The sequence below is a fragment of the Staphylococcus sp. EG-SA-14 genome, assembly GCF_017151935.1.
In the GTDB taxonomy this organism is placed as follows: Bacteria; Bacillota; Bacilli; order Staphylococcales; family Staphylococcaceae; genus Staphylococcus; species Staphylococcus aureus.
The window spans coordinates 41,187-65,495 of record NZ_JACVZM010000015.1 but is presented as its reverse complement, the minus strand read 5'-3'; the positions used below and the strand labels follow the sequence as shown (position 1 = coordinate 65,495).

Genomic DNA, 24,309 nt, shown 5'->3' with positions numbered 1-24,309 from the left:
ACGCACATAACTAAAGTTAAGAGTAATCAAAGGTTTACAGTTGTTGAGGCAGAGAGTAAAGAAGAAGCGAAAGAGAAGTACAAGGCGCAAGTTAAAAGAGATGCAGTTATTAAAGTGGGTCAGTTGTATGAAAATATAAGGGAGTGTGGGAAATGACGGAGGTTAGAATTAAAACTATTTCAGATAGAGTTTATTACACAACAACAGATCTAGCTTCTGGTGATTATATTAAACTTGTTATGAAGTTAGGGATTGAGTATTTTCTTCCGGTCAAAGATGTGTTCAACAATGAAGTATGGGTTAAAAGAGATGAGATTGAATCATTTACATTTATTGAGGAGGCAGACGATGATTAACATACCTAAAATGAAATTCTCGAAAAAGTACACTGAAATAATCAAAAAATATAAAAATAAAACACCTGAAGAAAAAGCTAAGATTGAAAATGATTTTATTAAAGATATTAATGATAAAGACAGTGAATTTTACAGTCCTATGATGGCTAATATGAATGAACATGAACTAAGGGCTATGTTAAGAATGATGCCTAGTTTAATTGATACTGGAGATGACAATGATGATTAAAAAACTTAAAAATATGGATTGGTTCGATATCTTTATTGCTGGAATACTGCGATTATTCGGCGTAATCGCACTGATGCTTGTTGTCATATCGCCTATCTATACAGTGGCTAGTTACCAAAACAAAGAAGTACATCAAGGGACAATTACAGATAAATATAACAAGAGACAAGATAAAGAAGACAAGTTCTATATTGTATTAGACAACAAACAAGTCATTGAAAACTCCGACTTATTATTCAAAAAGAAATTTGATAGCGCAGACATACAAGCTAGGTTAAAAGTAGGCGACAAAGTAGAAGTTAAGACGATTGGATATAGAATACACTTTTTAAATTTATATCCGGTCTTATACGAAGCAAAGAAGGTAGATAAACAATGATTAAACAAATATTAAGACTATTATTCTTACTAGCAATGTATGAGCTAGGTAAGTATGTAACTGAGCAAGTATATATTATGATGACGGCTAATGATGATGTAGAGGCGCCGAGTGATTACGAAAAAATCAGAGCTGAAGTTTCATGGTAATAGCTATTATCATTTTTGAATTAATTATATTAATGTGTTTAGCAATAGCACTGGAGGTGTTGTAAATATGTGGATTGTCATTTCAATTGTTTTATCTATATTTTTATTGATCTTGTTAAGTAGCGTTTCTCATAAGATGAAAACCATAGAAGCATTGGAGTATATGAATGCTTATCTTTTCAAGCAGTTAGTAAAAAATAATGGTGTTGAAGGTTTAGAAGATTATGAAAATGAAGTTGAACGAATTAGAAAAAGATTCAAAAGCTAAAGAGAGGCGTTGGCTTCTCTGCTCTATCTAAAATAATGAAAGGAGCCGAACATGTTAGACAAAGTCACTCAAATAGAAACAATTAAATATGATCGTGATGTCTCATATTCTTATGCTGCTAGTCGTTTATCCACACATTGGACTAATCACAACATGGCTTGGTCTGACTTTATGCAGAAGCTAGCACAAACTGTTAGAACTAAAGAAGATTTAACTGAGTACAATAAAATGTCTAAGTCTGAACAAGCCGATATAAAAGATGTTGGCGGATTTGTCGGCGGATATTTAAAAGAAGGGAAACGGCGTGCTGGTCAAGTCATGAATCGTTCAATGTTAACACTTGATATCGATTATGCTGCTCAAGATATGACGGACATATTATCTATGTTTTATGATTTTGCATATTGTTTATATTCAACACATAAGCATAGAGAGATAAGTCCAAGACTGCGTTTAGTGATTCCTTTAAAACGGAATGTAAATGCAGATGAGTATGAAGCTATTGGACGTAAAGTGGCAGATATCGTTGGCATGGATTACTTCGATGATACAACTTATCAACCACATAGGTTAATGTATTGGCCTTCAACTAGCAATGATGCAGAATTTTTCTTTACCTATGAAGATTTACCTTTGTTAGATCCAGATAAAATATTAAATGAATATGTTGATTGGACTGACACATTAGAATGGCCAACGTCTTCAAAGGAAGAGAGTAAGACTAAAAGATTAGCAGATAAGCAAGGTGACCCAGAAGAAAAGCCGGGAATTGTTGGCGCATTTTGTAGAGCCTATACGATAGAAGAAGCTATATCAACTTTTATTCCTGACTTATACGAAAAACATTCTACTAACCGTTATACCTATCATGAAGGTTCAACTGCAGGTGGATTGGTGTTATACGAAAATAACAAGTTTGCCTATTCTCATCATAATACGGATCCCGTTAGCGGTATGCTTGTGAACAGTTTTGATTTAGTACGCATACACTTATATGGTGCTCAAGATGAAGACGCTAAAACAGATACTCCGGTTAATCGACTACCTAGTTATAAAGCAATGCAGCAAAGAGCGCAAAATGATGAAGTTGTTAAAAAGCAATTAATTAACGACAAAATGTCTGATGCAATGCAGGATTTCGATGAAATAGTAAATAGCGATGATGCATGGTCTGAGACGTTAGAAATTACTTCGAAAGGTACTTTCAAAGCTAGTATCCCAAATATAGAAATTATATTGCGTAATGATCCAAATTTAAAAGGAAAAATAGCATTTAATGAATTTACAAAACAAATTGAATGCTTAGGGAAAGTGCCATGGAATACTAATTTTAAGACACGTCAATGGCAAGACGGTGATGATAGCAGTTTAAGAAGTTATATCGAAAAGATTTATGACATACACCATTCAGGCAAAACAAAAGATGCCATTATAAGCGTAGCAATGCAAAATGCCTATCATCCAGTAAGAGATTATCTAAATAAAATATCGTGGGATGGACATAAACGTCTTGAAAAGTTATTTATCAAATACTTAGGTGTTGAAGACACTGAAGTGAATAGAACAACTACCAAAAAGGCATTGACTGCTGGAATCGCTCGAGTAATGGAGCCAGGATGTAAATTTGACTATATGCTTACACTTTATGGTCCTCAAGGTGTAGGTAAATCTGCTTTGCTAAAAAAATTAGGTGGTGCATGGTTTTCTGACAGTTTAGTTTCTGTTACAGGTAAAGAAGCTTATGAGGCCTTACAAGGCGTTTGGCTAATGGAAATGGCAGAACTTGCAGCTACAAGAAAAGCTGAAGTTGAAGCTATTAAGCATTTCATATCTAAACAAGTTGACCGATTTCGTGTTGCTTATGGGCATTATATTGAAGATTTTCCAAGGCAATGTATTTTCATTGGTACAACTAATAAAGTTGATTTCTTAAGAGATGAAACTGGTGGAAGACGTTTTTGGCCAATGACTGTAAATCCAGAGAGAGTTGAAGTGAACTGGTCTAAACTAACCAAAGATGAGATTGACCAAATATGGGCAGAAGCTAAATACTATTATGAACAAGGAGAAGAGTTGTTCCTTAACCCTGAACTAGAAGAAGAAATGCGTTCAATCCAAAGTAAACATACTGAGGAATCTCCATATACAGGTATTATTGATGAATATCTTAACACGCCAATCCCAAGCAATTGGGAAGACTTGAGCATCTTTGAAAGAAGACGATTTTATCAAGGTGATGTTGATATGTTACCAACAGGAAATGTAGATTACGTTGAAAGAAATAAGGTCTGTGCGCTTGAAGTGTTTGTTGAATGTTTTGGTAAGGATAAGGGAGATAGTAGAGGATCTATGGAAATTAGAAAGATTTCAAACATCTTAAGACAATTAGACAATTGGTCTGTATATGATGGTAATAAAAGTGGGAAAATTCGATTCGGAAAAGATTATGGTGTACAGATAGCGTATGTAAGAGATGAAAGTTTAGAGGATTTAATATAAGAAATATTGAATAAATATACATTTTTAGATGTTGTATCAAATGTTGCATCATTTTTTGAGTGATGCAACACGGTGGTGTAAAAAGTAATCTTAGGTGTTGTATCATTTTTGGTGATGCAACATTGATGCAACAAATGATACAACACCTCTTTCCCTTCTCGCTGTAGGGTTCAACCCTGTTTGTTTCCAATGTTGCATCAAATTCACTATAAAGTTTAAAAAGTAGTGTTAGGGAGTAAAGGGGTATAGGGGTAACCCTCTAACAGCTATTTTTAAAAGTTTGGCAAGAATTGATGCAACATCGGAACACAAATATAAATTTTGTATACAAGGTGAATATATGAAAGAGTCGACATTAGAAAAATATTTAGTTAAAGAGATAACAAAGCTAAACGGTTTATGTTTAAAATGGGTTGCACCTGGAACAAGAGGTGTACCAGATAGAATTATTATTATGCCAGAAGGAAAAACATTTTTTGTAGAAATGAAGCAAGAAAAGGGAAAGTTGCATCCTTTACAAAAATATGTGCATAGACAATTTGAAAACAGAGATCATACAGTATATGTGTTATGGAATAAAGAACAAGTAAATACTTTTATAAGAATGGTAGGTGGAACATTTGGCGATTGACTTCAAACCACATAGCTATCAAAAGTATGCAATAGATAAAGTTATTGATAATGAGAAATACGGTCTATTTTTAGATATGGGACTAGGGAAAACAGTGTCAACACTTACAGCATTTAGTGAATTGCAGTTGTTAGACACTAAAAAAATGTTAGTCATAGCACCAAAACAAGTTGCTAAAGATACATGGGTTGATGAAGTTGATAAGTGGAACCATTTAAATCATCTGAAAGTGTCTTTAATCTTAGGAACACCTAAAGAAAGAAATGATGCATTAAACACAGAGGCTGATATCTATGTAACCAATAAAGAAAATACTAAATGGTTATGTGATCAATATAAAAAAGAATGGCCATTTGACATGGTTGTAATTGATGAACTGTCTACATTTAAAAGTCCTAAGAGTCAAAGGTTTAAATCTATTAAAAAGAAATTACCACTCATTAATAGATTTATAGGATTAACAGGAACACCTAGTCCAAATAGTTTACAGGATTTATGGGCTCAAGTTTATTTGATAGACAGAGGCGAAAGACTTGAGTCTTCATTCAGTCGTTATCGAGAAAGGTACTTTAAACCAACACATCAAGTTAGCGAACATGTTTTTAACTGGGAGCTAAGAGACGGATCTGAAGAAAAGATATATGAACGAATAGAAGATATATGTTTAAGCATGAAAGCGAAAGATTATCTGGATATGCCTGACAGAGTTGATACTAAACAAACAGTAGTCTTATCTGAAAAAGAAAGAAAAGTATATGAAGAATTAGAAAAAAACTATATTTTAGAATCGGAAGAAGAAGGAACAGTTGTAGCTCAAAATGGGGCATCATTAAGTCAGAAACTACTTCAACTATCTAACGGCGCAGTTTATACAGATGAGGAAGATGTAAGACTTATACATGATAAGAAGTTAGATAAGTTAGAGGAAATTATAGAGGAGTCTCAAGGCCAACCAATACTATTGTTTTATAACTTCAAACACGATAAAGAAAGAATACTTCAAAGGTTTAAGGAAGCAACCACATTAGAGGATTCAAACTATAAAGAACGTTGGAACAGTGGAGACATTAAGCTGCTTATAGCACATCCAGCAAGTGCAGGACATGGATTAAACTTACAACAAGGTGGGCACATTATTGTTTGGTTTGGACTTACATGGTCCTTGGAATTATACCAACAAGCAAATGCTAGATTATATAGACAAGGACAAAATCATACGACTATTATTCATCACATCATGACCGATAACACAATAGATCAAAGAGTATATAAAGCTTTACAAAATAAAGAACTAACGCAAGAAGAATTAATGAAAGCTATTAAAGCAAGAATAGCTAAGCATAAGTAATGGAGGTCTAACATGGGGAACACAATATATGATATCAAGCCAGGAACATTTAAATATATTGAATCAGAAATATATAATTTAAATGAGAACAAGAAAGAAATAAAAAGATTGAGGTTGGAAATACTTAATCCAACGAAGGAACAAGATTCCAATATTGTATATGGACCATTACAAAAAGGCGAACCAGTTAGAACAACTGAACTAATGGCAACTAGATTATTAACTAATAAGATGTTACGAAACCTTGAAGAAATGGTCGAAGCAGTTGAGAGTGAATACTTAAAGTTGCCTGAAGATCATAAGAAAGTAATAAGGCTCAAGTATTGGAATAAAGAAAAGAAGTTAAAGATGGAACAGATAGGACATGAATGCCATATGCATCGTAATACTGTTACTACTATACGAAAGAACTTTGTTAAAGCGGTAGCGTATCATGCAGGTATCAAATAACATTGTGCAAAGATTGTGCAAAAGGCCTACAAATCTGTAGTAATATGATAGTATCGGAAAGATGTATAAAGTTATCTAAAAGTTATACGACATAAGTAAACGAGGCACATCGCTATGCGGTGTGTCTTTTGTTATGCAATCAAAGAGGTGTAAGAGATGACCAAGCATAATAACATTTATAAGCATGGTCGTAAGTCATATCAATACGATTGGTTCTATCATTCAAAAGCATGGAAGAAGTTAAGAGAGATAGCATTAGATAGAGATAATTATCTTTGTCAAATGTGTTTACGCGAAGATATTGTAACAGATGCAAACATTGTACATCACATTATTTATGTTGATGAAGATTTTAACAAAGCTTTAGACTTAGATAATCTAATGTCAGTTTGTTATAGCTGTCATAACAAAATTCATGCAAATGATAATGACAAAAGTAATATTAAGAGAATTAGAGTTCTAAAAATTTAAACAAAAAAATTATTTAAATAAAATTTTATAGCCCCCTGCCCATCGGCTTAAAATGTTTTTTCGCCGGGTACCGGAGAGGCCCAAACGCTAGCAACGCGGATAAATTTTTCATGAAAGGGGGTCTTTATATGAAGTTAACAAAAAAACAGCTAAAAGAATATATAGAAGATTACAAAAAATCTGATGACATATTAATTAATTTGTATATAGAAACATATGAATTTTATTGTCGGTTAAGAGATGAACTTAAAAATAGTGATTTAATGATAGAGCATACAAACAAGGCTGGTGCGAGCAATATTATTAAGAATCCATTAAGCATAGAACTGACAAAAACAGTTCAAACACTAAATAACTTACTCAAGTCTATGGGTTTAACTGCAGCACAAAGAAAAAAGATAGTTCAAGAAGAAGGTGGATTCGGTGACTATTAAAGTTTTAAATGAACCTTCACCAAAACTATTAACAACATGGTATGCAGAGCAAGTCACTCAAGGGAAAATAAAAACAAGCAAATATGTTAGAAAAGAATGTGAGAGACATCTTAGATATCTAGAAAATGGAGGTAAATGGGTATTTGATGAAGAATTAGCGCATCGTCCTATTCGATTTATAGAAAAGTTTTGTAAACCTTCCAAAGGATCTAAACGTCAACTTGTATTACAGCCATGGCAACATTTTATTATCGGCAGTTTGTTTGGTTGGGTTCATAAAGAAACAAAACTGCGCAGGTTTAAAGAAGCTTTGATATTTATGGGGCGAAAAAATGGTAAAACAACCACTATTTCTGGGGTTGCTAACTATGCTGTATCACAAGATGGAGAAAATGGTGCAGAAATTCATTTGTTAGCAAACGTAATGAAACAAGCTAGGATTCTATTTGATGAATCTAAGGCGATGATTAAAGCTAGCCCAAAGCTTGATAAAAATTTCAGAACATTAAGAGATGAAATCCATTATGACGCAACGATATCAAAAATTATGCCCCAAGCATCAGATAGCGATAAGTTAGATGGATTGAATACACACATGGGGATTTTTGATGAAATTCATGAATTTAAAGACTATAAATTGATTTCAGTTATAAAAAACTCAAGAGCTGCAAGGTTACAACCTCTTCTCATCTACATTACGACAGCAGGGTATCAATTAGATGGTCCACTTGTTGATATGGTAGAAGCGGGAAGAGACACCTTAGATCAAATCATAGAAGACGAAAGAACTTTTTATTATTTAGCATCTTTGGATGATGACGATGATATTAATGATTCGTCGAACTGGATAAAAGCAAATCCCAACTTAGGTGTCTCTATAAATTTAGATGAGATGAAAGAAGAGTGGGAAAAAGCTAAGAGAACACCAGCTGAACGTGGAGATTTTATAACCAAAAGGTTTAATATCTTTGCTAATAATGACGAGATGAGTTTTATTGATTACCCAACACTCCAAAAAAATAATGAAATTGTTTCTTTAGAAGAGCTGGAAGGCAGACCGTGCACGATTGGTTATGATTTATCAGAAACAGAGGACTTTACAGCCGCGTGTGCTACTTTTGCGTTAGATAATGGTAAAGTTGCAGTTTTATCGCATTCATGGATTCCTAAGCACAAAGTTGAATATTCTAACGAAAAAATACCCTATAGAGAATGGGAAGAAGATGGCTTATTAACAGTGCAAGATAAGCCTTATATTGACTACCAAGATGTTTTAAATTGGATAATTAAGATGAATGAGCATTATGTAGTAGAAAAAATTACTTATGATAGAGCGAACGCATTCAAACTAAATCAAGAGTTAAAAAATTACGGGTTTGAAACGGAAGAAACAAGACAAGGAGCTTTGACCTTGAGCCCTGCATTGAAGGATTTAAAAGAAATGTTTTTAGATGGGAAAATAATATTTAATAATAATCCTTTAATGAAATGGTATATCAATAATGTTCAGTTGAAACTAGACAGAAACGGAAACTGGTTGCCGTCTAAGCAAAGCAGATATCGTAAAATAGATGGTTTTGCAGCATTTTTAAACACATATACAGATATTATGAATAAAGTTGTTTCTGATAGTGGTGAAGGAAACATAGAGTTTATTAGTATTAAAGACATAATGCGTTAAGGAGGTGAATGTTATCGCAAAAGAGAATATTGTCACACGCATAAAGAAAAAATTGATAGACAATTGGATTGATCAGTCAACTTCTAAGCTTTATGACTTTAGCCCATGGAAAAATAGATCTTTTTGGGGTGTAATTAATAATACGCTTGAAACTAATGAAACGATATTTTCAGCTATTACAAAGTTATCTAATTCGATGGCTAGTTTGCCCTTGAAAATGTATGAAGATTATAAAGTAGTTAATACAGAAGTATCTGATTTACTTACAGTGTCACCGAATAATTCTCTGAGCAGTTTTGATTTTATTAATCAAATTGAAACAATCAGAAATGAAAAAGGTAATGCATATGTGCTAATTGAACGAGACATCTATCATCAACCATCAAAGCTTTTCTTATTAAATCCAAATGTTGTTGAAATGTTAATTGAAAACCAATCACGTGAACTTTATTATTCCATTCATGCTGCAACTGGAAATAAATTGATTGTTCATAATATGGACATGTTGCATTTTAAACACATCGTGGCATCTAATATGGTGCAAGGCATTAGTCCGATTGATGTGTTGAAGAATACAACTGATTTTGATAATGCAGTAAGAACCTTTAATCTTACAGAAATGCAAAAACCTGATTCTTTCATGCTTAAATATGGTTCCAATGTAGGTAAAGAAAAAAGGCAGCAAGTGTTAGAAGATTTCAAACAGTACTATGAAGAAAACGGTGGAATATTATTCCAAGAGCCTGGTGTTGAAATCGAACCGTTACCTAAAAAATATGTCTCTGAAGATATAGTGGCAAGCGAGAATTTAACAAGAGAAAGAGTAGCTAACGTTTTTCAATTGCCCTCAGTATTCTTAAATGCAAGATCAAATACAAATTTCGCGAAAAATGAAGAGTTAAACAGATTTTACTTGCAGCATACCTTATTGCCAATCGTCAAACAGTATGAAGAAGAATTTAATCGGAAACTACTTACTAAAACAGACAGAGAAAAAAATAGGTATTTTAAATTTAACGTTAAATCTTATTTAAGGGCTGATAGTGCAACACAAGCAGAAGTGTACTTTAAAGCAGTTCGTAGTGGTTACTACACTATAAATGACATTAGAGAGTGGGAAGATTTACCACCAGTTGAAGGTGGAGATAAGCCGCTAATAAGCGGTGATTTATACCCAATTGACACGCCACTTGAATTAAGAAAATCTTTGAAAGGTGGTGATAAAAATGTCAATGAAAGCTAAGTATTTTCAAATGAAAAGAAAATCAAAAAGTAAAGGTGAAATATTTATTTATGGTGATATTGTAAGTGATAAATGGTTTGAAAGTGATGTAACTGCTACAGATTTCAAAAATAAACTAGATGAACTAGGAGACATCAGTGAAATAGATGTTCATATAAATTCATCTGGAGGCAGTGTATTTGAAGGGCATGCAATATACAATATGCTAAAAATGCATCCTGCAAAAATTAATATCTATGTCGATGCCTTAGCGGCATCAATTGCTAGTGTTATCGCTATGAGTGGTGACACTATTTTTATGCACAAAAATAGTTTTTTAATGATTCATAATTCATGGGTTATGACTGTAGGTAATGCAGAAGAATTAAGAAAGACAGCGGATTTACTTGATAAAACAGATGCTGTTAGTAATTCAGCGTATTTGGATAAAGCAAAAAACTTAGATCAAGAACAATTAAAGCAGATGTTAGATGCAGAAACATGGCTTACTGCTGAAGAAGCCTTATCTTTTGGCTTAATAGATGAAGTTTTAGGAGCTAATGAAATAGCTGCTAGTATCTCTAAAGAGCAGTATAAGCGTTTCGAGAACGTCCCGGAAGATTTAAAGAAAGATGTAGACAAAATCACAAAAATTGATGATGTAGATACATCTGAATTGGTTGAAACACCTAAAGAAAGTATGTCACTAGAAGAAAAAGAAAAAAGAGAAAAAATTAAACGCGAATGCGAAATTTTAAAAATGACAATGAGTTATTAGGAGGAAATGAAATGCCGACATTATATGAATTAAAACAATCATTAGGTATGATTGGACAACAATTAAAAAATAAAAATGATGAGTTGAGTCAGAAAGCAACAGATCCAAATATTGATATGGAAGACATCAAACAACTAGAAACAGAAAAAGCAGGCTTACAACAAAGATTTAACATTGTTGAAAGACAAGTACAAGACATTGAAGAAAAAGAAAAAGCGAAAGTTAAAGACACAGGAGAAGCTTATCAATCTTTAAATGATCATGAGAAGATGGTTAAAGCTAAGGCAGAGTTTTATCGTCACGCGATTTTACCAAATGAATTTGAAAAACCTTCAATGGAGGCACAACGTTTATTACACGCTTTACCAACAGGTAATGATTCAGGTGGAGATAAGCTCTTACCAAAAACACTTTCTAAAGAAATTGTTTCAGAACCATTTGCTAAAAACCAATTACGTGAAAAAGCTCGTCTAACTAACATTAAAGGTTTAGAGATTCCAAGAGTTTCATACACTTTAGACGATGATGATTTCATTACAGACGTAGAAACAGCAAAAGAATTAAAATTAAAAGGTGATACAGTCAAGTTCACTACTAATAAATTCAAAGTATTTGCTGCAATTTCAGATACTGTAATTCATGGATCAGATGTAGATTTAGTAAACTGGGTTGAAAACGCACTACAATCAGGATTAGCAGCTAAAGAGCGTAAAGATGCCTTAGCAGTAAGTCCTAAATCTGGATTAGAACACATGTCATTTTATAATGGATCTGTTAAAGAAGTTGAGGGAGCAGACATGTATGATGCTATTATTAACGCTTTAGCAGATTTACATGAAGATTACCGTGATAACGCAACAATTTATATGCGATATGCAGATTATGTCAAAATTATTAGTGTTCTTTCAAATGGAACAACAAATTTCTTTGACACACCAGCAGAAAAAGTATTTGGCAAACCAGTAGTATTTACAGATGCAGCAGTTAAACCTATTGTGGGAGATTTCAATTATTTTGGAATTAACTATGATGGAACAACTTATGACACTGATAAAGATGTTAAAAAAGGCGAATATTTGTTTGTATTAACAGCATGGTATGATCAGCAACGTACATTAGACAGTGCATTCAGAATTGCAAAAGCAAAAGAAAATACAGGTTCATTACCCAGCTAAACCCCAAAAGGTTAATGTAACAGCTAAGGCTAAATCAGCTGTAATATCAGCCGAATAGGGGTGATGAAATGAGTTTGGAAGAAATTAAATTGTGGTTGAGAATTGACTATAATTTCGAAAATGATTTAATTGAAGGTCTCATTCAATCGGCTAAGTCTGAATTATTATTAAGTGGGGTTCCAGATTATGACAAAGATGACTTGGAATACCCGCTTTTTTGTACAGCGATTAAATATATCATTGCAAGAGATTATGAAAGTCGTGGATACTCAAATGACCAATCTAGAAGCAAGGTGTTTAATGAAAAAGGATTGCAAAAAATGATTTTGAAATTAAAAAAGTGGTAGGTGATTTTTAAATGGAATTTAATGAATTTAAAGATCGCGCGTATTTTTTTCAATATATAAACAAAGGACCATATCCAGATGAAGAGGAAAAAATGAAATTGTATAGTTGCTTTTGTAAAATTTATAATCCTTCTATGAAAGATAGAGAAATTTTAAAAGCGACTGAATCAAAGTCAGGACTAACCATAATTATGAGGTCTTCTAAAATTGAATATCTACCACAAACAAATCACTTAGTTAAAATTGACAGAGGCTTATATTCCGATAAATTATTCAACATTAAAGAAATAAGAATTGATACACCAGATATTGGCTATAATACAGTGGTTTTATCAGAAAAATGAGTGTAGAAATTAAAGGGATACCTGAAGTGTTGAAGAAATTAGAATCGGTATACGGTAAACAATCAATGCAAGCTAAGAGTGATAGAGCTTTAAATGAAGCATCTGAATTTTTTATAAAGGCTTTAAAGAAAGAATTCGAGAGTTTTAAAGATACGGGTGCTAGCATAGAAGAAATGACTAAATCTAAGCCTTATACAAAAGTAGGAAGTCAAGAAAGAGCTGTTTTAATTGAATGGGTAGGCCCTATGAATCGCAAAAACATTATTCACTTGAATGAACATGGTTATACAAGAGATGGAAAAAAATATACACCAAGAGGTTTTGGAGTTATTGCAAAAACATTAGCTGCTAATGAACGGAAGTATAGAGAAATTATAAAAAAGGAGTTGGCCAGATAAATGAATATATTAAACACCATAAAAGAAATTTTATTATCTGATGCAGAGCTCCAAACATATATAAATTCTAGAATATACTATTATAAAGTCACTGAAAATGCTGAAACTTCCAAACCTTTTGTTGTTATTACACCTATTTATGATTTACCTTCAGACTTTATGTCTGATAAATATCTTAGTGAAGAATACTTAATTCAAATAGATGTAGAATCTTCAAATAATCAGAAAACAATTGATATAACAAAACGAATAAGATATCTGTTATATCAACAAAATTTAATTCAAGCATCTAGTCAGTTAGATGCTTATTTTGAAGAAACTAAACGTTATGTGATGTCGAGACGTTATCAAGGCATACCAAAAAATATATATTATAAAAATCAGCGCATCGAATAGGTGTGCTTTTTAATTTTTAAGGAGGAAATAAGCAATGGCAGAAGGACAAGGTTCTTATAAAGTAGGTTTTAAAAGATTATACGTTGGAGTTTTTAACCCAGAAGCAACAAAAGTAGTTAAACGCATGACATGGGAAGATGAAAAAGGTGGTACAGTTGATCTAAATATCACAGGTTTAGCACCAGATTTAGTAGATATGTTTGCATCTAACAAACGTGTTTGGATGAAAAAACAAGGTACTAATGAAGTTAAGTCTGACATGAGTATTTTTAATATTCCAAGTGAAGATCTAAATACAGTTATTGGTCGTTCTAAAGATAAAAATGGTACATCTTGGGTAGGAGAGAATACAAGAGCACCATACGTAACAGTTATTGGAGAATCTGAAGATGGTTTAACAGGTCAACCAGTGTACGTTGCGCTACTTAAAGGTACTTTTAGCTTGGATTCAATTGAATTTAAAACACGAGGAGAAAAAGCAGAAGCCCCAGAACCTACAAAATTAACAGGTGACTGGATGAATAGAAAAGTTGATGTTGATGGAACGTCACAAGGTATTGTATACGGTTATCATGAAGGTAAAGAAGGAGAAGCAGAATTCTTCAAAAAAGTATTCGTTGGATACACGGACAGTGAAGATCATTCAGAGGATTCTGCAGGTTCGTTACCCAGCTAATCCCCAAAATGTTGAAGTAGCAGTTAATTCAAAATCTGCAACAGTTTCAGCAGAATAGGGGCTTTCAAAATAAATCAAAGGAGAATAATTTATGACTAAAACTTTAAAGGTTTATAAAGGAGACGACGTCGTAGCTTCTGAACAAGGTGAAGGCAAAGTGTCAGTAACTTTATCTAATTTAGAAGCGGATACAACTTATCCAAAAGGTACTTACCAAGTGGCATGGGAAGAAAATGGTAAAGAATCTAGTAAAGTTGATGTACCTCAATTCAAAACCAATCCAATTCTAGTCTCAGGCGTATCATTTACACCAGAAACTAAATCAATTATGGTAAATACCGATGACAATGTTGAGCCAAACATTGCACCAAGCACAGCAACGAATAAAATATTGAAATATACAAGTGAACATCCAGAATTTGTTACTGTAGATGAAAATACAGGAGCAATTCACGGTGTAGCTGAAGGTACTTCAGTAATCACTGCTATGTCTACTGATGGAAGCGATAAGTCAGGACAAATTTCAGTGACAGTAACAAACGGATAGGGATTTAAGGCGCAGTATATCTGCGTCTTTTTTATTTGAATAAAAGGAGCTAATACAATGATTAAATTTGAAATTAAAGATCGTAAAACAGGAAAAACAGAGAGCTATACAAAAGAAGATGTAACAATGGGCGAAGCAGAAAAATGCTATGAGTATTTAGAATTAGTAAATCAAGAGAATAAAAAAGAAGCACCTAACGCAACAAAAATGAGACAAAAAGAGCGACAGTTATTAGTAGATTTATTTAAAGATGAAGGATTGACTGAAGAAGATGTTCTGAACAAGATGAGTACTAAAACTTATACAAAAGCCTTACAAGATATATTTCGAGAAATCAATGGTGAAGATGAAGAAGATTCAGAAACTGAACCAGAAGAGATGGGAAAGACAGAAGAACAATCTCAATAAAAGACATTTTATCGAACATTAAGAAAATACAACGTTTCTGTATGGAGCAGTATGGGTGGACATTAACTGAAGTCAGAAAACAGCCGTATGTAAAACTTTTAGAAATACTTAATGAAGAGAATAAAGAAGAGACTGAAGAAAAACAAAGTGAACAAAAAGTCATTACAGGTACGGATTTAAGAAAACTTTTTGGAAGCTAGAAAGGAGGTTAATATGAATGAAAAAGTAGAAGGCATGACCTTGGAGCTGAAATTAGACCATTTAGGTGTCCAAGAAGGCATGAAAGGTTTAAAGCGACAATTAGGTGTTGTTAATAGTGAAATGAAAGCTAATCTGTCAGCATTTGATAAGTCTGAAAAATCAATGGAAAAATATCAGGCGAGAATTAAGGGGTTAAATGATAGGCTTAAAGTTCAAAAAAAGATGTATTCTCAAGTAGAAGATGAGCTTAAACAAGTTAACGCTAATTACCAAAAAGCTAAATCCAGTGTAAAAGATGTTGAGAAAGCATATTTAAAGTTAGTAGAAGCCAATAAAAAAGAAAAATTAGCTCTTGATAAATCTAAAGAAGCCTTAAAATCATCGAATACAGAACTTAAAAAAGCTGAAAATCAATATAAACGTACAAATCAACGTAAACAAGATGCGTATCAAAAACTTAAACAGTTGAGAGATGCAGAACAAAAGCTTAAGAATAGTAACCAAGCTACTACTGCACAACTAAAAAGAGCAAGTGACGCAGTACAGAAGCAGTCCGCTAAGCATAAAGCACTTGTTGAACAATATAAACAAGAAGGCAATCAAGTTCAAAAACTAAAAGTGCAAAATGACAATCTTTCAAAATCAAATGATAAAATTGAAAGTTCTTACGCTAAAACTAATACTAAATTAAAGCAAACAGAAAAAGAATTTAATGATTTAAACAATACTATTAAGAATCATAGCGCTAATGTCGCAAAAGCTGAAACAGCTGTTAATAAAGAAAAAGCTGCTTTAAATAATTTGGAGCGTTCAATAGATAAAGCTTCATCCGAAATGAAGACTTTTAATAAAGAACAAATGATAGCTCAAAGTCATTTCGGTAAACTTGCAAGTCAAGCGGATGTCATGTCAAAGAAATTTAGTTCTATTGGAGACAAAATGACTTCCCTGGGACGTACAATGACGATGGGCGTATCTACACCAATTACTTTAGGGTTAGGTGCAGCATTAAAAACAAGTGCAGACTTTGAAGGCCAAATGTCTCGAGTTGGAGCGATTGCGCAAGCAAGCAGTAAAGACTTGAAAAGCATGTCTAATCAAGCAGTTGACTTAGGAGCTAAAACCAGTAAAAGTGCTAACGAAGTTGCTAAAGGTATGGAAGAATTGGCAGCTTTAGGCTTTAATGCCAAACAAACAATGGAGGCTATGCCAGGTGTTATCAGTGCAGCAGAAGCAAGTGGTGCAGAAATGGCTACAACTGCAACTGTAATGGCTTCAGCGATTAACTCTTTCGGTTTAAAAGCATCTGATGCAAATCATGTTGCTGATTTACTTGCGAGATCAGCAAATGATAGTGCTGCAGATATTCAGTACATGGGAGATGCATTGAAGTATGCTGGTACTCCTGCAAAAGCATTAGGAGTTTCAATAGAGGACACTTCCGCAGCAATTGAAGTTTTATCTAACTCAGGTTTAGAGGGTTCTCAAGCAGGTACTGCCCTAAGAGCTTCATTTATCAGGCTAGCTAATCCAAGTAAAAATACAGCTAAGGAAATGAAAAAATTAGGTATTCATTTGTCTGATGCTAAAGGTCAATTTGTTGGCATGGGTGAATTGATTAGACAGTTCCAAGATAATATGAAAGGCATGACGAGAGAACAAAAACTAGCTACAGTGGCTACAATAGTTGGTACTGAAGCAGCAAGTGGATTTTTAGCCTTGATTGAAGCGGGACCAGATAAAATTAATAGCTATAGTAAATCCTTAAAGAATTCCAATGGCGAAAGTAAAAAAGCAGCAGATTTGATGAAAGATAATCTCAAAGGCGCTCTGGAACAATTAGGTGGCGCTTTTGAATCATTAGCAATCGAAGTCGGTAAAGATTTAACGCCTATGATTAGAGCAGGAGCGGAAGGTTTAACAAAATTAGTTGATGGATTTACACATCTCCCTGGTTGGGTTAGAAAAGCTTCAGTAGGATTAGCACTTTTTGGTGCAGCAATTGGACCTGCAGTTCTTGCTGGAGGGTTATTAATACGTACAGTTGGAAGTGCTGCTAAAGGATATGCGTCATTAAATAGACGTATTGCTGAAAATACAATCCTTTCAAATACTAATTCAAAAGCAATGAAATCTTTAGGTCTTCAAACATTATTTCTTGGTTCTACAACAGGAAAAACGTCAAAAGGCTTTAAAGGGTTAGCCGGAGCTATGATGTTTAATTTAAAACCTATAAATGTTTTGAAAAATTCTGCAAAGCTAGCAATTTTACCGTTCAAACTTTTGAAAAACGGTTTAGGATTAGCTGCAAAATCTTTATTTGCAGTAAGTGGAGGCGCAAGATTTGCGGGTGTAGCCTTAAGGTTTTTAACAGGACCTATAGGTGCTACAATAACTGCTATTACAATTGCGTATAAAGTTTTTAAAACCGCATATGATCGTGTGGAATGGTTCAGAAACGGTATTAACGGTTTAGGAGAAACTATAAAGTTTTTTGGTGGTAAAATTATTGGCGGCGCTGTTAGAAAGCTAGGAGAGTTTAAAAACTATCTTGGAAGTATCGGCAAAAGCTTCAAAGAAAAGTTTTCAAAAGATATGAAAGATGGTTATAAATCATTAAGCGACGATGACCTTCTCAAAGTAGGAGTCAACAAGTTTAAAGGATTTATGCAAACCATGGGCACAGCTTCTAAAAAAGCGTCTGATACTGTAAAAGTGTTAGGGAAAGGTGTTTCAAAAGAAACAGAAAAAGCTTTAGAAAAATATGTGCATTATTCTGAAGAAAATAGCAGAATCATGGAAAAAGTACGTTTAAACTCGGGTCAGATATCAGAAGACAAAGCAAAAAAACTTTTGAAAATTGAAACGGATTTATCTAATAACCTTATAGCTGAAATAGAAAAAAGAAATAAAAAGGAACTCGAAAAAACTCAAGAACTTATTGATAAGTATAGTGCATTCGATGAACAAGAAAAGCAAAACATTTTAACTCGAACTAAAGAAAAAAATGACTTGCGAATTAAAAAAGAGCAAGAACTCAATCAGAAAATCAAAGAATTGAAAGAAAAAGCTTTGAGTGATGGTCAGATTTCAGAAAATGAAAGAAAAGAAATTGAAAAGCTTGAAAATCAAAGACGTGATATCACTGTTAAAGAATTGAGTAAGACTGAAAAAGAGCAAGAGCGTATTTTAGTAAGAATGCAAAGAAACAGAAATGCTTATTCAATAGACGAAGCGAGCAAAGCAATTAAAGAAGCAGAAAAAGCAAGAAAAGCAAGAAAAAAAGAAGTGGACAAGCAATATGAAGATGATGTCATTGCTATAAAAAATAACGTCAACCTTTCTAAGTCTGAAAAAGATAAATTGTTAGCTATTGCTGATCAAAGACATAAAGATGAAGTAAGAAAAGCAAAATCTAAAAAAGATGCTGTAGTAGATGTTGTTAAAAAGCAGAATAAAGATATTGATAAAGAAATGGATTTATCCAGTGGACGTGTATATAAAAATACTGAAAAGTGGTGGAATGGCCTTAAAAGTTGGTGGTCTAACTTTAGAGAAGACCAAAAGAAAAAAAGCGATAAATACGCTAAAGAACAAGAAGAAACAGCTCGTAGAAACAGAGAAAATATAAAGAAATGGTTTGGAAATGCTTGGGACGGCGTAAAAAGTAAAACTGGCGAAGCCTTTAGTAAAATGGGCAGAAATGCTAATCATTTTGGCGGCGAAATGAAAAAAATGTGGAGCGGAATCAAAGGGATTCCAAGCAAATTAAGTTCAGGTTGGAGCTCAGCCAAAAGTTCTGTAGGATACCACACTAAGGCTATAGCTAATAGTACTGGTAAATGGTTTGGAAAAGCTTGGCAATCTGTTAAATCGACAACAGGAAGTATTTACAATCAAACTAAGCAAAAGTATTCAGATGCTTCAGATAAAGCTTGGGCGCATTCAAAATCTATTTGGAGAGGCACATCAAAATGGTTTAGCAATGCATATAAAAGTGCAAAGGGCTGGCTAACGGATATGGCTAATAAATCTCGCGCGAAATGGGATAATATTTCTAGTACAGCTTGGTCGAATGCAAAATCCGTTTGGAAAGGAACATCGAAATGGTTTAGTAACTCATACAAATCTTTAAAAGATTGGACTGGGGATATGTATTCAAGAGCCCACGATCGTTTTGATGCAATTTCAAGTTCGGCATGGTCTAACGCTAAATCAGTATTTAATGGTTTTAGAAAATGGCTATCCAAAACATATGATTGGATTAGAGATATTGGTAAAGACATGGGAAGAGCTGCGGCTGATTTAGGTAAAAATGTTGCTAATAAAGCTATTGGCGGTTTGAATAGCATGATTGGCGGTATTAATAAAATATCTAAAGCCATTACTGATAAAAATCTCATCAAGCCAATACCTACATTGTCTACTGGTACTTTAGCAGGAAAGGGTGTAGCTACCGATAATTCGGGAGCATTAACGCAACCGACATTTGCTGTATTAAATGATAGAGGTTCTGGAAACGCCCCAGGTGGTGGAGTTCAAGAAGTAATTCACAGGGCTGACGGAACATTCCATGCACCCCAAGGACGAGATGTGGTTGTTCCACTAGGAGTTGGGGATAGCGTAATAAATGCTAATGACACTCTGAAGTTACAGCGTATGGGTGTTTTACCAAAGTTTCATGGAGGTACGAAAAAGAAAGATTGGCTAGACCAACTTAAAGGTAATATAGGTAAAAAAGCAGGAGAATTTGGAGCTACAGCTAAAAACACAGCGCATAATATCAAAAAAGGTGCAGAAGAAATGGTTGAAGCAGCAGGCGATAAAATCAAAGATGGTGCATCTTGGTTAGGCGATAAAATCGGCGATGTGTGGGATTACGTACAACATCCAGGGAAACTAGTAAATAAAGTAATGTCAGGTTTAAATATTAATTTTGGAGGCGGAGCTAACGCTACAGTAAAAATAGCTAAAGGCGCATACTCATTGCTCAAAAAGAAATTAGTAGACAAAGTAAAATCGTGGTTTGAAGATTTCGGTGGTGGAGGCGATGGAAGCTATCTATTTGAATATCCAATCTGGCAAAGATTTGGACGCTACACAGGTGGACTTAACTTTAATGGCGGTCGTCACTATGGTATAGACTTTGGTATGCCTTCTGGAACAAACGTTTATGCCGTTAAAGGTGGTATAGCAGATAAGGTATGGACTGATTACGGTGGCGGTAATTCTATACAAATTAAGACTGGTGCTAATGAATGGAACTGGTATATGCATTTATCTAAGCAATTAGCAAGACAAGGCCAACGTATTAAAGCTGGTCAACTGATAGGGAAATCAGGTGCTACAGGTAATTTCGTTAGAGGAGCACACTTACATTTCCAATTGATGCAAGGGTCACATCCAGGGAATGATACAGCTAAAGATCCAGAAAAATGGTTGAAGTCACTTAAAGGTAGTGGCGTTCGAAGTGGTTCAGGTGTTAATAAGGCTGCATCTGCTTGGGCAGGCGATATACGTCGTGCAGCAAAACGAATGGGTGTTAATGTTACTTCGGGTGATGTAGGAAATATTATTAGCTTGATTCAACACGAATCAGGAGGAAATGCAGGTATAACTCAATCTAGTGCGCTTAGAGACATCAACGTTTTACAGGGCAATCCAGCAAAAGGATTGCTTCAATATATCCCACAAACATTTAGACATTATGCTGTTAGAGGTCACAACAATATATATAGTGGTTACGATCAGTTATTAGCGTTCTTTAACAACAGATATTGGCGCTCACAGTTTAACCCAAGAGGTGGTTGGTCTCCAAGTGGTCCAAGAAGATATGCGAATGGTGGTTTGATTACAAAGCATCAACTTGCTGAAGTGGGTGAAGGAGATAAACAGGAAATGGTTATCCCTTTAACTAGACGTAAACGAGCAATTCAATTAACTGAACAGGTTATGCGCATCATCGGTATGGATGGCAAGCCAAATAACATCACTGTAAATAATGATACTTCAACAGTTGAAAAATTGTTGAAACAAATTGTTATGTTAAGTGATAAAGGAAATAAATTAACAGATGCATTGATTCAAACTGTTTCTTCTCAGGATAATAACTTAGGTTCTAATGATGCAATTAGAGGTTTAGAAAAAATATTGTCAAAACAAAGTGGGCATAGAGCAAATGCAAATAATTATATGGGAGGTTTGACTAATTAATGCAATCTTTTGTAAAAATCATAGATGGTTACAAGGAAGAAGTAATAACAGATTTTAATCAGCTTATATTTTTAGATGCAAGGGCTGAAAGTCCAAACACCAATGATAACAGTGTAACTATTAACGGAGTAGATGGTATTTTACCGGGCGCAATTAGTTTTGCGCCTTTTTCATTAGTATTAAGGTTTGGCTATGATGGTATAGATGTTATAGATTTAAATTTATTTGAGCATTGGTTTAGATCTGTGTTTAATCGCAGACATCCTTATTATGTTATTACTTCTCAAATGCCTGGTGTTAAATATGCAGTGAATACAGCTAATGTTACATCTAATTTAAAAGATGGTTCTTCAACTGAAATTGAAGTAAGTTTAAATGTTTATAAAGGGTATTCTGAATCAGTTAATTGGACCGATAGCGAGTTCTTATTCGACTCTAATTGGATGTTTGAAAATGGAATTCCTCTTGATTTCACACCTAAATATACTCATACATCAAATCAATTTACTATTTGGAACGGTTCTACTGATACGATAAATCCACGATTCAAGCACGATTTGAAAATATTAATTAATTTAAATGCGAGTGGAGGATTTGAACTGGTTAACTATACAACAGGTGATATTTTTAAGTACAACAAAAGTATAGATAAAAACACTGATTTTGTTTTAGATGGTGTGTATGCATATCGAGATATAAATAGAGTGGGAATTGATACAAATAGAGGCATTATAACATTAGCGCCAGGTAAAAATGAATTTAAGATTAAAGGAGACGTCAGTGATATTAAAACTACATTTAAGTTTCCTTTTATTTATAGGTAGGTGATTTAATGGATTATCATGATCATTTATCAGTAATGGATTTTAATGAATTGATTTGTGAAAATTTACTAGATGTAGATTATGGTTCTTTTAAAGAATATTATGAACTGAATGAAGCTAGGTACATCACCTTTACAGTTTATAGAACTACTCATAATAGTTTTGTTTTTGATTTATTGATTTGTGAAAACTTCATAATTTATCATGGTGAAAAATATACAATTAAGCAGACAGCGCCAAAGGTTGAAGGTGATAAAGTTTTTATTGAAGTTACGGCATATCACATAATGTATGAATTTCAAAATCACTCAGTGGAATCAAATAAGCTTGATGACGACAGTAGCGAAACTGGTAAAACGCCAGAATACTCTTTAGATGAGTACTTAAGATATGGATTTGCAAATCAAAAAACTTCGGTCAAAATGACCTATAAAATAATTGGAGATTTTAAGCGAAAAGTACCGATTGACGAATTAGGTAACAAAAACGGCTTAGAATACTGTAAAGAAGCGGTAGACCTGTTTGGCTGTATAATTTACCCAAATGATACAGAGATTGGTTTTTATTCTCCTGAAACATTTTATCAAAGAAGCGAGAAAGTGATTCGATATCAATATAATACTGATACTGTATCTGCAACTGTCAGTACATTGGAATTAAGAACAGCTATAAAAGTTTTTGGAAAAAAGTATACAGCTGAGGAAAAGAAAAATTATAATCCTATTAGAACAACTGACATTAAATATTCAAATGGTTTTATAAAAGAAGGTACTTATCGTACCGAAACAATTGGGTCTAAAGCTACTATTAACTTTGATTGCAAGTATGGTAATGAAACAGTTAGATTTACAATAAAAAAGGGCTCTCAAGGTGGAATATATAAGTTGATTTTAGACGGCAAGCAAATTAAGCAAATTTCTTGTTTTGCTAAGTCGGTTCAGTCTGAAACAATAGATTTAATAAAAAATATTGATAAAGGCAAGCACGTTTTAGAAATGATATTTTTAGGAGAAGACCCCAAAAATAGAATTGATATATCTTCAAATAAAAAAGCTAAGCCTTGTATGTATGTTGGAACTGAAAAATCAACAGTCTTAAATTTAATTGCTGATAATTCAGGTCGCAATCAATACAAAGCAATTGTCGACTACGTCGCAGATAGTGCAAAGCAGTTTGGGATTCGATATGCTAATACGCAAACAAATGAAGATATCGAAACACAGGATAAGCTGTTAGAATTTGCAAAAAAGCAAATAAATGATACTCCTAAGACTGAATTAGATGTTAATTATATAGGTTATGAAAAAATAGAGCCAAGAGATAGCGTATTTTTTGTTCATGAATTAATGGGATATAACACTGAATTAAAGGTTGTTAAACTTGATAGGTCACATCCATTTGTAAACGCAATAGATGAAGTGTCTTTCAGCAATGAAATAAAAGATATGGTACAAATTCAACAAGCACTTAACAGACGAGTTATTGCACAAGATAATAGATATAACTATCAAGCAAATCGTATAAATCATTTATACACTAGTACTTTGAATTCTCCTTTCGAGACAATGGATATAGGGAGTGTATTAATATAATGGCAACAGAAGAAGTTAAAATCAAAGCGCTACTTGAAAACGATAAACAGTACTTTCCAGCTACACACTGGAAAGCTATAAATGGGATACCTTATGCAGGCAGTAGTGATATTGATGGATTGCCTCAAGACGGTATCATTTCGGTAGATGATAAAAATAAATTAGATAAATTAAAAATAGGCGAAGCAGGAATTATTCAAAATAGCATTGTACAGAAATCCCCAAACGGTAAATTGTGGAAAATAACAGTTGACGATAGTGGGAAACTTGGTACAGTGCTATTTTATTAGAAA

General features: G+C 33.5%; 29 protein-coding genes. 28 read left to right on the top strand and 1 reads right to left on the bottom strand.

Going from position 1 to position 24,309, the window contains the following annotated elements; all coding sequences use genetic code 11:
* The 7 genes from IDG63_RS09765 to IDG63_RS09735 form a co-directional block, all read left to right on the top strand.
* Positions 1-156 (top strand): DUF1381 domain-containing protein (locus IDG63_RS09765; protein WP_206176423.1); only part of this gene is annotated, 156 nt, incomplete at its 5' end.
* Positions 153-356 (top strand): hypothetical protein, encoded by a 204-nt coding sequence (locus IDG63_RS09760; protein WP_000141259.1) that lies wholly within the window; start codon positions 153-155, stop codon positions 354-356. The genes IDG63_RS09765 and IDG63_RS09760, both read left to right, overlap by 4 nt.
* Positions 349-585, top strand: coding sequence for a DUF7366 family protein (locus IDG63_RS09755; RefSeq protein WP_000608283.1), 237 nt, complete (start codon positions 349-351; stop codon positions 583-585). The genes IDG63_RS09760 and IDG63_RS09755 overlap by 8 nt, the downstream gene beginning before the upstream one ends.
* A complete protein-coding gene (locus tag IDG63_RS09750) occupies positions 575-964 on the top strand; it encodes a hypothetical protein (protein WP_001568228.1) in 390 nt (129 codons plus the stop codon). Before IDG63_RS09755 ends, IDG63_RS09750 begins: the two co-directional genes overlap by 11 nt.
* Positions 961-1,113, top strand: coding sequence for a transcriptional activator RinB (gene rinB / locus IDG63_RS09745; protein ID WP_000595263.1), 153 nt, complete (start codon positions 961-963; stop codon positions 1,111-1,113). Before IDG63_RS09750 ends, rinB begins: the two co-directional genes overlap by 4 nt.
* A 67-nt stretch (positions 1,114-1,180) precedes the next feature.
* Positions 1,181-1,381, top strand: a complete 201-nt coding sequence (locus IDG63_RS09740; RefSeq protein ID WP_031910532.1) for a DUF1514 family protein — start codon at positions 1,181-1,183, stop codon at positions 1,379-1,381.
* Positions 1,382-1,432: 51 nt separating this feature from the next.
* Complete coding sequence (locus tag IDG63_RS09735; RefSeq protein ID WP_064135395.1) at positions 1,433-3,880, top strand: virulence-associated E family protein; 2,448 nt, start codon at positions 1,433-1,435, stop codon at positions 3,878-3,880.
* 102 nt (positions 3,881-3,982) lie between these two features.
* On the opposite strand, the gene IDG63_RS09730 is transcribed toward IDG63_RS09735, so the two are convergent.
* Positions 3,983-4,087 carry a hypothetical protein gene (locus IDG63_RS09730; protein WP_072324141.1) on the bottom strand — a complete coding sequence of 35 codons (105 nt, stop codon included), beginning with the start codon at positions 4,085-4,087 and terminating at the stop codon, positions 3,983-3,985.
* Positions 4,088-4,220: 133 nt separating this feature from the next.
* Here IDG63_RS09730 and IDG63_RS09725 point away from each other — a divergent pair, with 133 nt between their 5' ends.
* From IDG63_RS09725 to IDG63_RS09625, 21 genes are all read left to right on the top strand, one after another.
* The gene (locus IDG63_RS09725; RefSeq protein WP_001794602.1) at positions 4,221-4,511 is read left to right on the top strand and encodes a VRR-NUC domain-containing protein; all 291 of its coding nucleotides are present in this window, start codon (positions 4,221-4,223) and stop codon (positions 4,509-4,511) included.
* Positions 4,492-5,859 carry an SNF2-related protein gene (locus IDG63_RS09720; RefSeq protein WP_078162367.1) on the top strand — a complete coding sequence of 456 codons (1,368 nt, stop codon included), beginning with the start codon at positions 4,492-4,494 and terminating at the stop codon, positions 5,857-5,859. Before IDG63_RS09725 ends, IDG63_RS09720 begins: the two co-directional genes overlap by 20 nt.
* Positions 5,860-5,871: 12 nt before the next feature.
* Entirely contained in the window at positions 5,872-6,309 is a 438-nt protein-coding gene (locus IDG63_RS09715) for a transcriptional regulator (RefSeq protein WP_000528512.1), read from the top strand.
* Between the two features lie 156 nt (positions 6,310-6,465).
* Positions 6,466-6,780: an HNH endonuclease gene (locus IDG63_RS09710; RefSeq protein ID WP_000160693.1), complete on the top strand. Its 315-nt coding sequence runs from the start codon at positions 6,466-6,468 to the stop codon at positions 6,778-6,780.
* Positions 6,781-6,908: 128 nt separating this feature from the next.
* Positions 6,909-7,214, top strand: coding sequence for a P27 family phage terminase small subunit (locus tag IDG63_RS09705; protein ID WP_000778932.1), 306 nt, complete (start codon positions 6,909-6,911; stop codon positions 7,212-7,214).
* Positions 7,204-8,895 carry a terminase large subunit gene (locus IDG63_RS09700; protein WP_000153555.1) on the top strand — a complete coding sequence of 564 codons (1,692 nt, stop codon included), beginning with the start codon at positions 7,204-7,206 and terminating at the stop codon, positions 8,893-8,895. The genes IDG63_RS09705 and IDG63_RS09700 overlap by 11 nt, the downstream gene beginning before the upstream one ends.
* A 4-nt stretch (positions 8,896-8,899) precedes the next feature.
* Positions 8,900-10,138, top strand: a complete 1,239-nt coding sequence (locus IDG63_RS09695; protein ID WP_001100671.1) for a phage portal protein — start codon at positions 8,900-8,902, stop codon at positions 10,136-10,138.
* Positions 10,122-10,895 (top strand): head maturation protease, ClpP-related, encoded by a 774-nt coding sequence (locus IDG63_RS09690; protein ID WP_000061862.1) that lies wholly within the window; start codon positions 10,122-10,124, stop codon positions 10,893-10,895. Before IDG63_RS09695 ends, IDG63_RS09690 begins: the two co-directional genes overlap by 17 nt.
* 11 nt (positions 10,896-10,906) lie before the next feature.
* Positions 10,907-12,070, top strand: a complete 1,164-nt coding sequence (locus tag IDG63_RS09685; protein WP_001142738.1) for a phage major capsid protein — start codon at positions 10,907-10,909, stop codon at positions 12,068-12,070.
* 68 nt (positions 12,071-12,138) lie between these two features.
* Positions 12,139-12,417 carry a head-tail connector protein gene (locus IDG63_RS09680; RefSeq protein WP_000050973.1) on the top strand — a complete coding sequence of 93 codons (279 nt, stop codon included), beginning with the start codon at positions 12,139-12,141 and terminating at the stop codon, positions 12,415-12,417.
* Between the two features lie 11 nt (positions 12,418-12,428).
* Positions 12,429-12,761 carry a hypothetical protein gene (locus tag IDG63_RS09675; protein WP_000395495.1) on the top strand — a complete coding sequence of 111 codons (333 nt, stop codon included), beginning with the start codon at positions 12,429-12,431 and terminating at the stop codon, positions 12,759-12,761.
* Positions 12,758-13,159: a hypothetical protein gene (locus IDG63_RS09670; RefSeq protein ID WP_000110020.1), complete on the top strand. Its 402-nt coding sequence runs from the start codon at positions 12,758-12,760 to the stop codon at positions 13,157-13,159. Before IDG63_RS09675 ends, IDG63_RS09670 begins: the two co-directional genes overlap by 4 nt.
* Positions 13,160-13,555 (top strand): DUF3168 domain-containing protein, encoded by a 396-nt coding sequence (locus IDG63_RS09665; protein WP_001023802.1) that lies wholly within the window; start codon positions 13,160-13,162, stop codon positions 13,553-13,555. It abuts the gene before it with no gap.
* Between the two features lie 34 nt (positions 13,556-13,589).
* Positions 13,590-14,231, top strand: coding sequence for a major tail protein (locus tag IDG63_RS09660; RefSeq protein ID WP_000807541.1), 642 nt, complete (start codon positions 13,590-13,592; stop codon positions 14,229-14,231).
* Between the two features lie 91 nt (positions 14,232-14,322).
* A complete protein-coding gene (locus IDG63_RS09655; RefSeq protein ID WP_000169127.1) occupies positions 14,323-14,778 on the top strand; it encodes an Ig-like domain-containing protein in 456 nt (151 codons plus the stop codon).
* 57 nt (positions 14,779-14,835) lie between these two features.
* Positions 14,836-15,186, top strand: coding sequence for a phage tail assembly chaperone G (gene gpG / locus IDG63_RS09650; protein ID WP_000589167.1), 351 nt, complete (start codon positions 14,836-14,838; stop codon positions 15,184-15,186).
* A 41-nt stretch (positions 15,187-15,227) separates the two neighbouring features.
* Positions 15,228-15,386: a hypothetical protein gene (locus IDG63_RS09645; protein ID WP_000438833.1), complete on the top strand. Its 159-nt coding sequence runs from the start codon at positions 15,228-15,230 to the stop codon at positions 15,384-15,386.
* A 13-nt stretch (positions 15,387-15,399) separates the two neighbouring features.
* Entirely contained in the window at positions 15,400-21,600 is a 6,201-nt protein-coding gene (locus IDG63_RS09640) for a phage tail tape measure protein (RefSeq protein WP_001003424.1), read from the top strand.
* The gene (locus IDG63_RS09635; protein ID WP_001190533.1) at positions 21,600-22,424 is read left to right on the top strand and encodes a phage tail family protein; all 825 of its coding nucleotides are present in this window, start codon (positions 21,600-21,602) and stop codon (positions 22,422-22,424) included. The genes IDG63_RS09640 and IDG63_RS09635 overlap by 1 nt, the downstream gene beginning before the upstream one ends.
* Before the next feature lie 8 nt (positions 22,425-22,432).
* Complete coding sequence (locus IDG63_RS09630) at positions 22,433-24,016, top strand: phage tail protein (protein ID WP_000384474.1); 1,584 nt, start codon at positions 22,433-22,435, stop codon at positions 24,014-24,016.
* Entirely contained in the window at positions 24,016-24,306 is a 291-nt protein-coding gene (locus IDG63_RS09625; protein ID WP_000179858.1) for a hypothetical protein, read from the top strand. Before IDG63_RS09630 ends, IDG63_RS09625 begins: the two co-directional genes overlap by 1 nt.
* The last annotated feature ends 3 nt before the right edge of the window (positions 24,307-24,309 follow it).

Coding starts and splice junctions, on each gene's coding strand:
- IDG63_RS09760 (WP_000141259.1), top strand. CDS start 153: ATGACGGAGGTTAGAATTAAAACTATTTCAGATAGAGTTTATTACACA.
- IDG63_RS09755 (WP_000608283.1), top strand. CDS start 349: ATGATTAACATACCTAAAATGAAATTCTCGAAAAAGTACACTGAAATA.
- IDG63_RS09750 (WP_001568228.1), top strand. CDS start 575: ATGATGATTAAAAAACTTAAAAATATGGATTGGTTCGATATCTTTATT.
- rinB (WP_000595263.1), top strand. CDS start 961: ATGATTAAACAAATATTAAGACTATTATTCTTACTAGCAATGTATGAG.
- IDG63_RS09740 (WP_031910532.1), top strand. CDS start 1,181: ATGTGGATTGTCATTTCAATTGTTTTATCTATATTTTTATTGATCTTG.
- IDG63_RS09735 (WP_064135395.1), top strand. CDS start 1,433: ATGTTAGACAAAGTCACTCAAATAGAAACAATTAAATATGATCGTGAT.
- IDG63_RS09725 (WP_001794602.1), top strand. CDS start 4,221: ATGAAAGAGTCGACATTAGAAAAATATTTAGTTAAAGAGATAACAAAG.
- IDG63_RS09715 (WP_000528512.1), top strand. CDS start 5,872: ATGGGGAACACAATATATGATATCAAGCCAGGAACATTTAAATATATT.
- IDG63_RS09710 (WP_000160693.1), top strand. CDS start 6,466: ATGACCAAGCATAATAACATTTATAAGCATGGTCGTAAGTCATATCAA.
- IDG63_RS09705 (WP_000778932.1), top strand. CDS start 6,909: ATGAAGTTAACAAAAAAACAGCTAAAAGAATATATAGAAGATTACAAA.
- IDG63_RS09690 (WP_000061862.1), top strand. CDS start 10,122: ATGTCAATGAAAGCTAAGTATTTTCAAATGAAAAGAAAATCAAAAAGT.
- IDG63_RS09685 (WP_001142738.1), top strand. CDS start 10,907: ATGCCGACATTATATGAATTAAAACAATCATTAGGTATGATTGGACAA.
- IDG63_RS09680 (WP_000050973.1), top strand. CDS start 12,139: ATGAGTTTGGAAGAAATTAAATTGTGGTTGAGAATTGACTATAATTTC.
- IDG63_RS09675 (WP_000395495.1), top strand. CDS start 12,429: ATGGAATTTAATGAATTTAAAGATCGCGCGTATTTTTTTCAATATATA.
- IDG63_RS09670 (WP_000110020.1), top strand. CDS start 12,758: ATGAGTGTAGAAATTAAAGGGATACCTGAAGTGTTGAAGAAATTAGAA.
- IDG63_RS09665 (WP_001023802.1), top strand. CDS start 13,160: ATGAATATATTAAACACCATAAAAGAAATTTTATTATCTGATGCAGAG.
- IDG63_RS09660 (WP_000807541.1), top strand. CDS start 13,590: ATGGCAGAAGGACAAGGTTCTTATAAAGTAGGTTTTAAAAGATTATAC.
- IDG63_RS09655 (WP_000169127.1), top strand. CDS start 14,323: ATGACTAAAACTTTAAAGGTTTATAAAGGAGACGACGTCGTAGCTTCT.
- gpG (WP_000589167.1), top strand. CDS start 14,836: ATGATTAAATTTGAAATTAAAGATCGTAAAACAGGAAAAACAGAGAGC.
- IDG63_RS09645 (WP_000438833.1), top strand. CDS start 15,228: ATGGAGCAGTATGGGTGGACATTAACTGAAGTCAGAAAACAGCCGTAT.
- IDG63_RS09640 (WP_001003424.1), top strand. CDS start 15,400: ATGAATGAAAAAGTAGAAGGCATGACCTTGGAGCTGAAATTAGACCAT.
- IDG63_RS09635 (WP_001190533.1), top strand. CDS start 21,600: ATGCAATCTTTTGTAAAAATCATAGATGGTTACAAGGAAGAAGTAATA.
- IDG63_RS09630 (WP_000384474.1), top strand. CDS start 22,433: ATGGATTATCATGATCATTTATCAGTAATGGATTTTAATGAATTGATT.
- IDG63_RS09625 (WP_000179858.1), top strand. CDS start 24,016: ATGGCAACAGAAGAAGTTAAAATCAAAGCGCTACTTGAAAACGATAAA.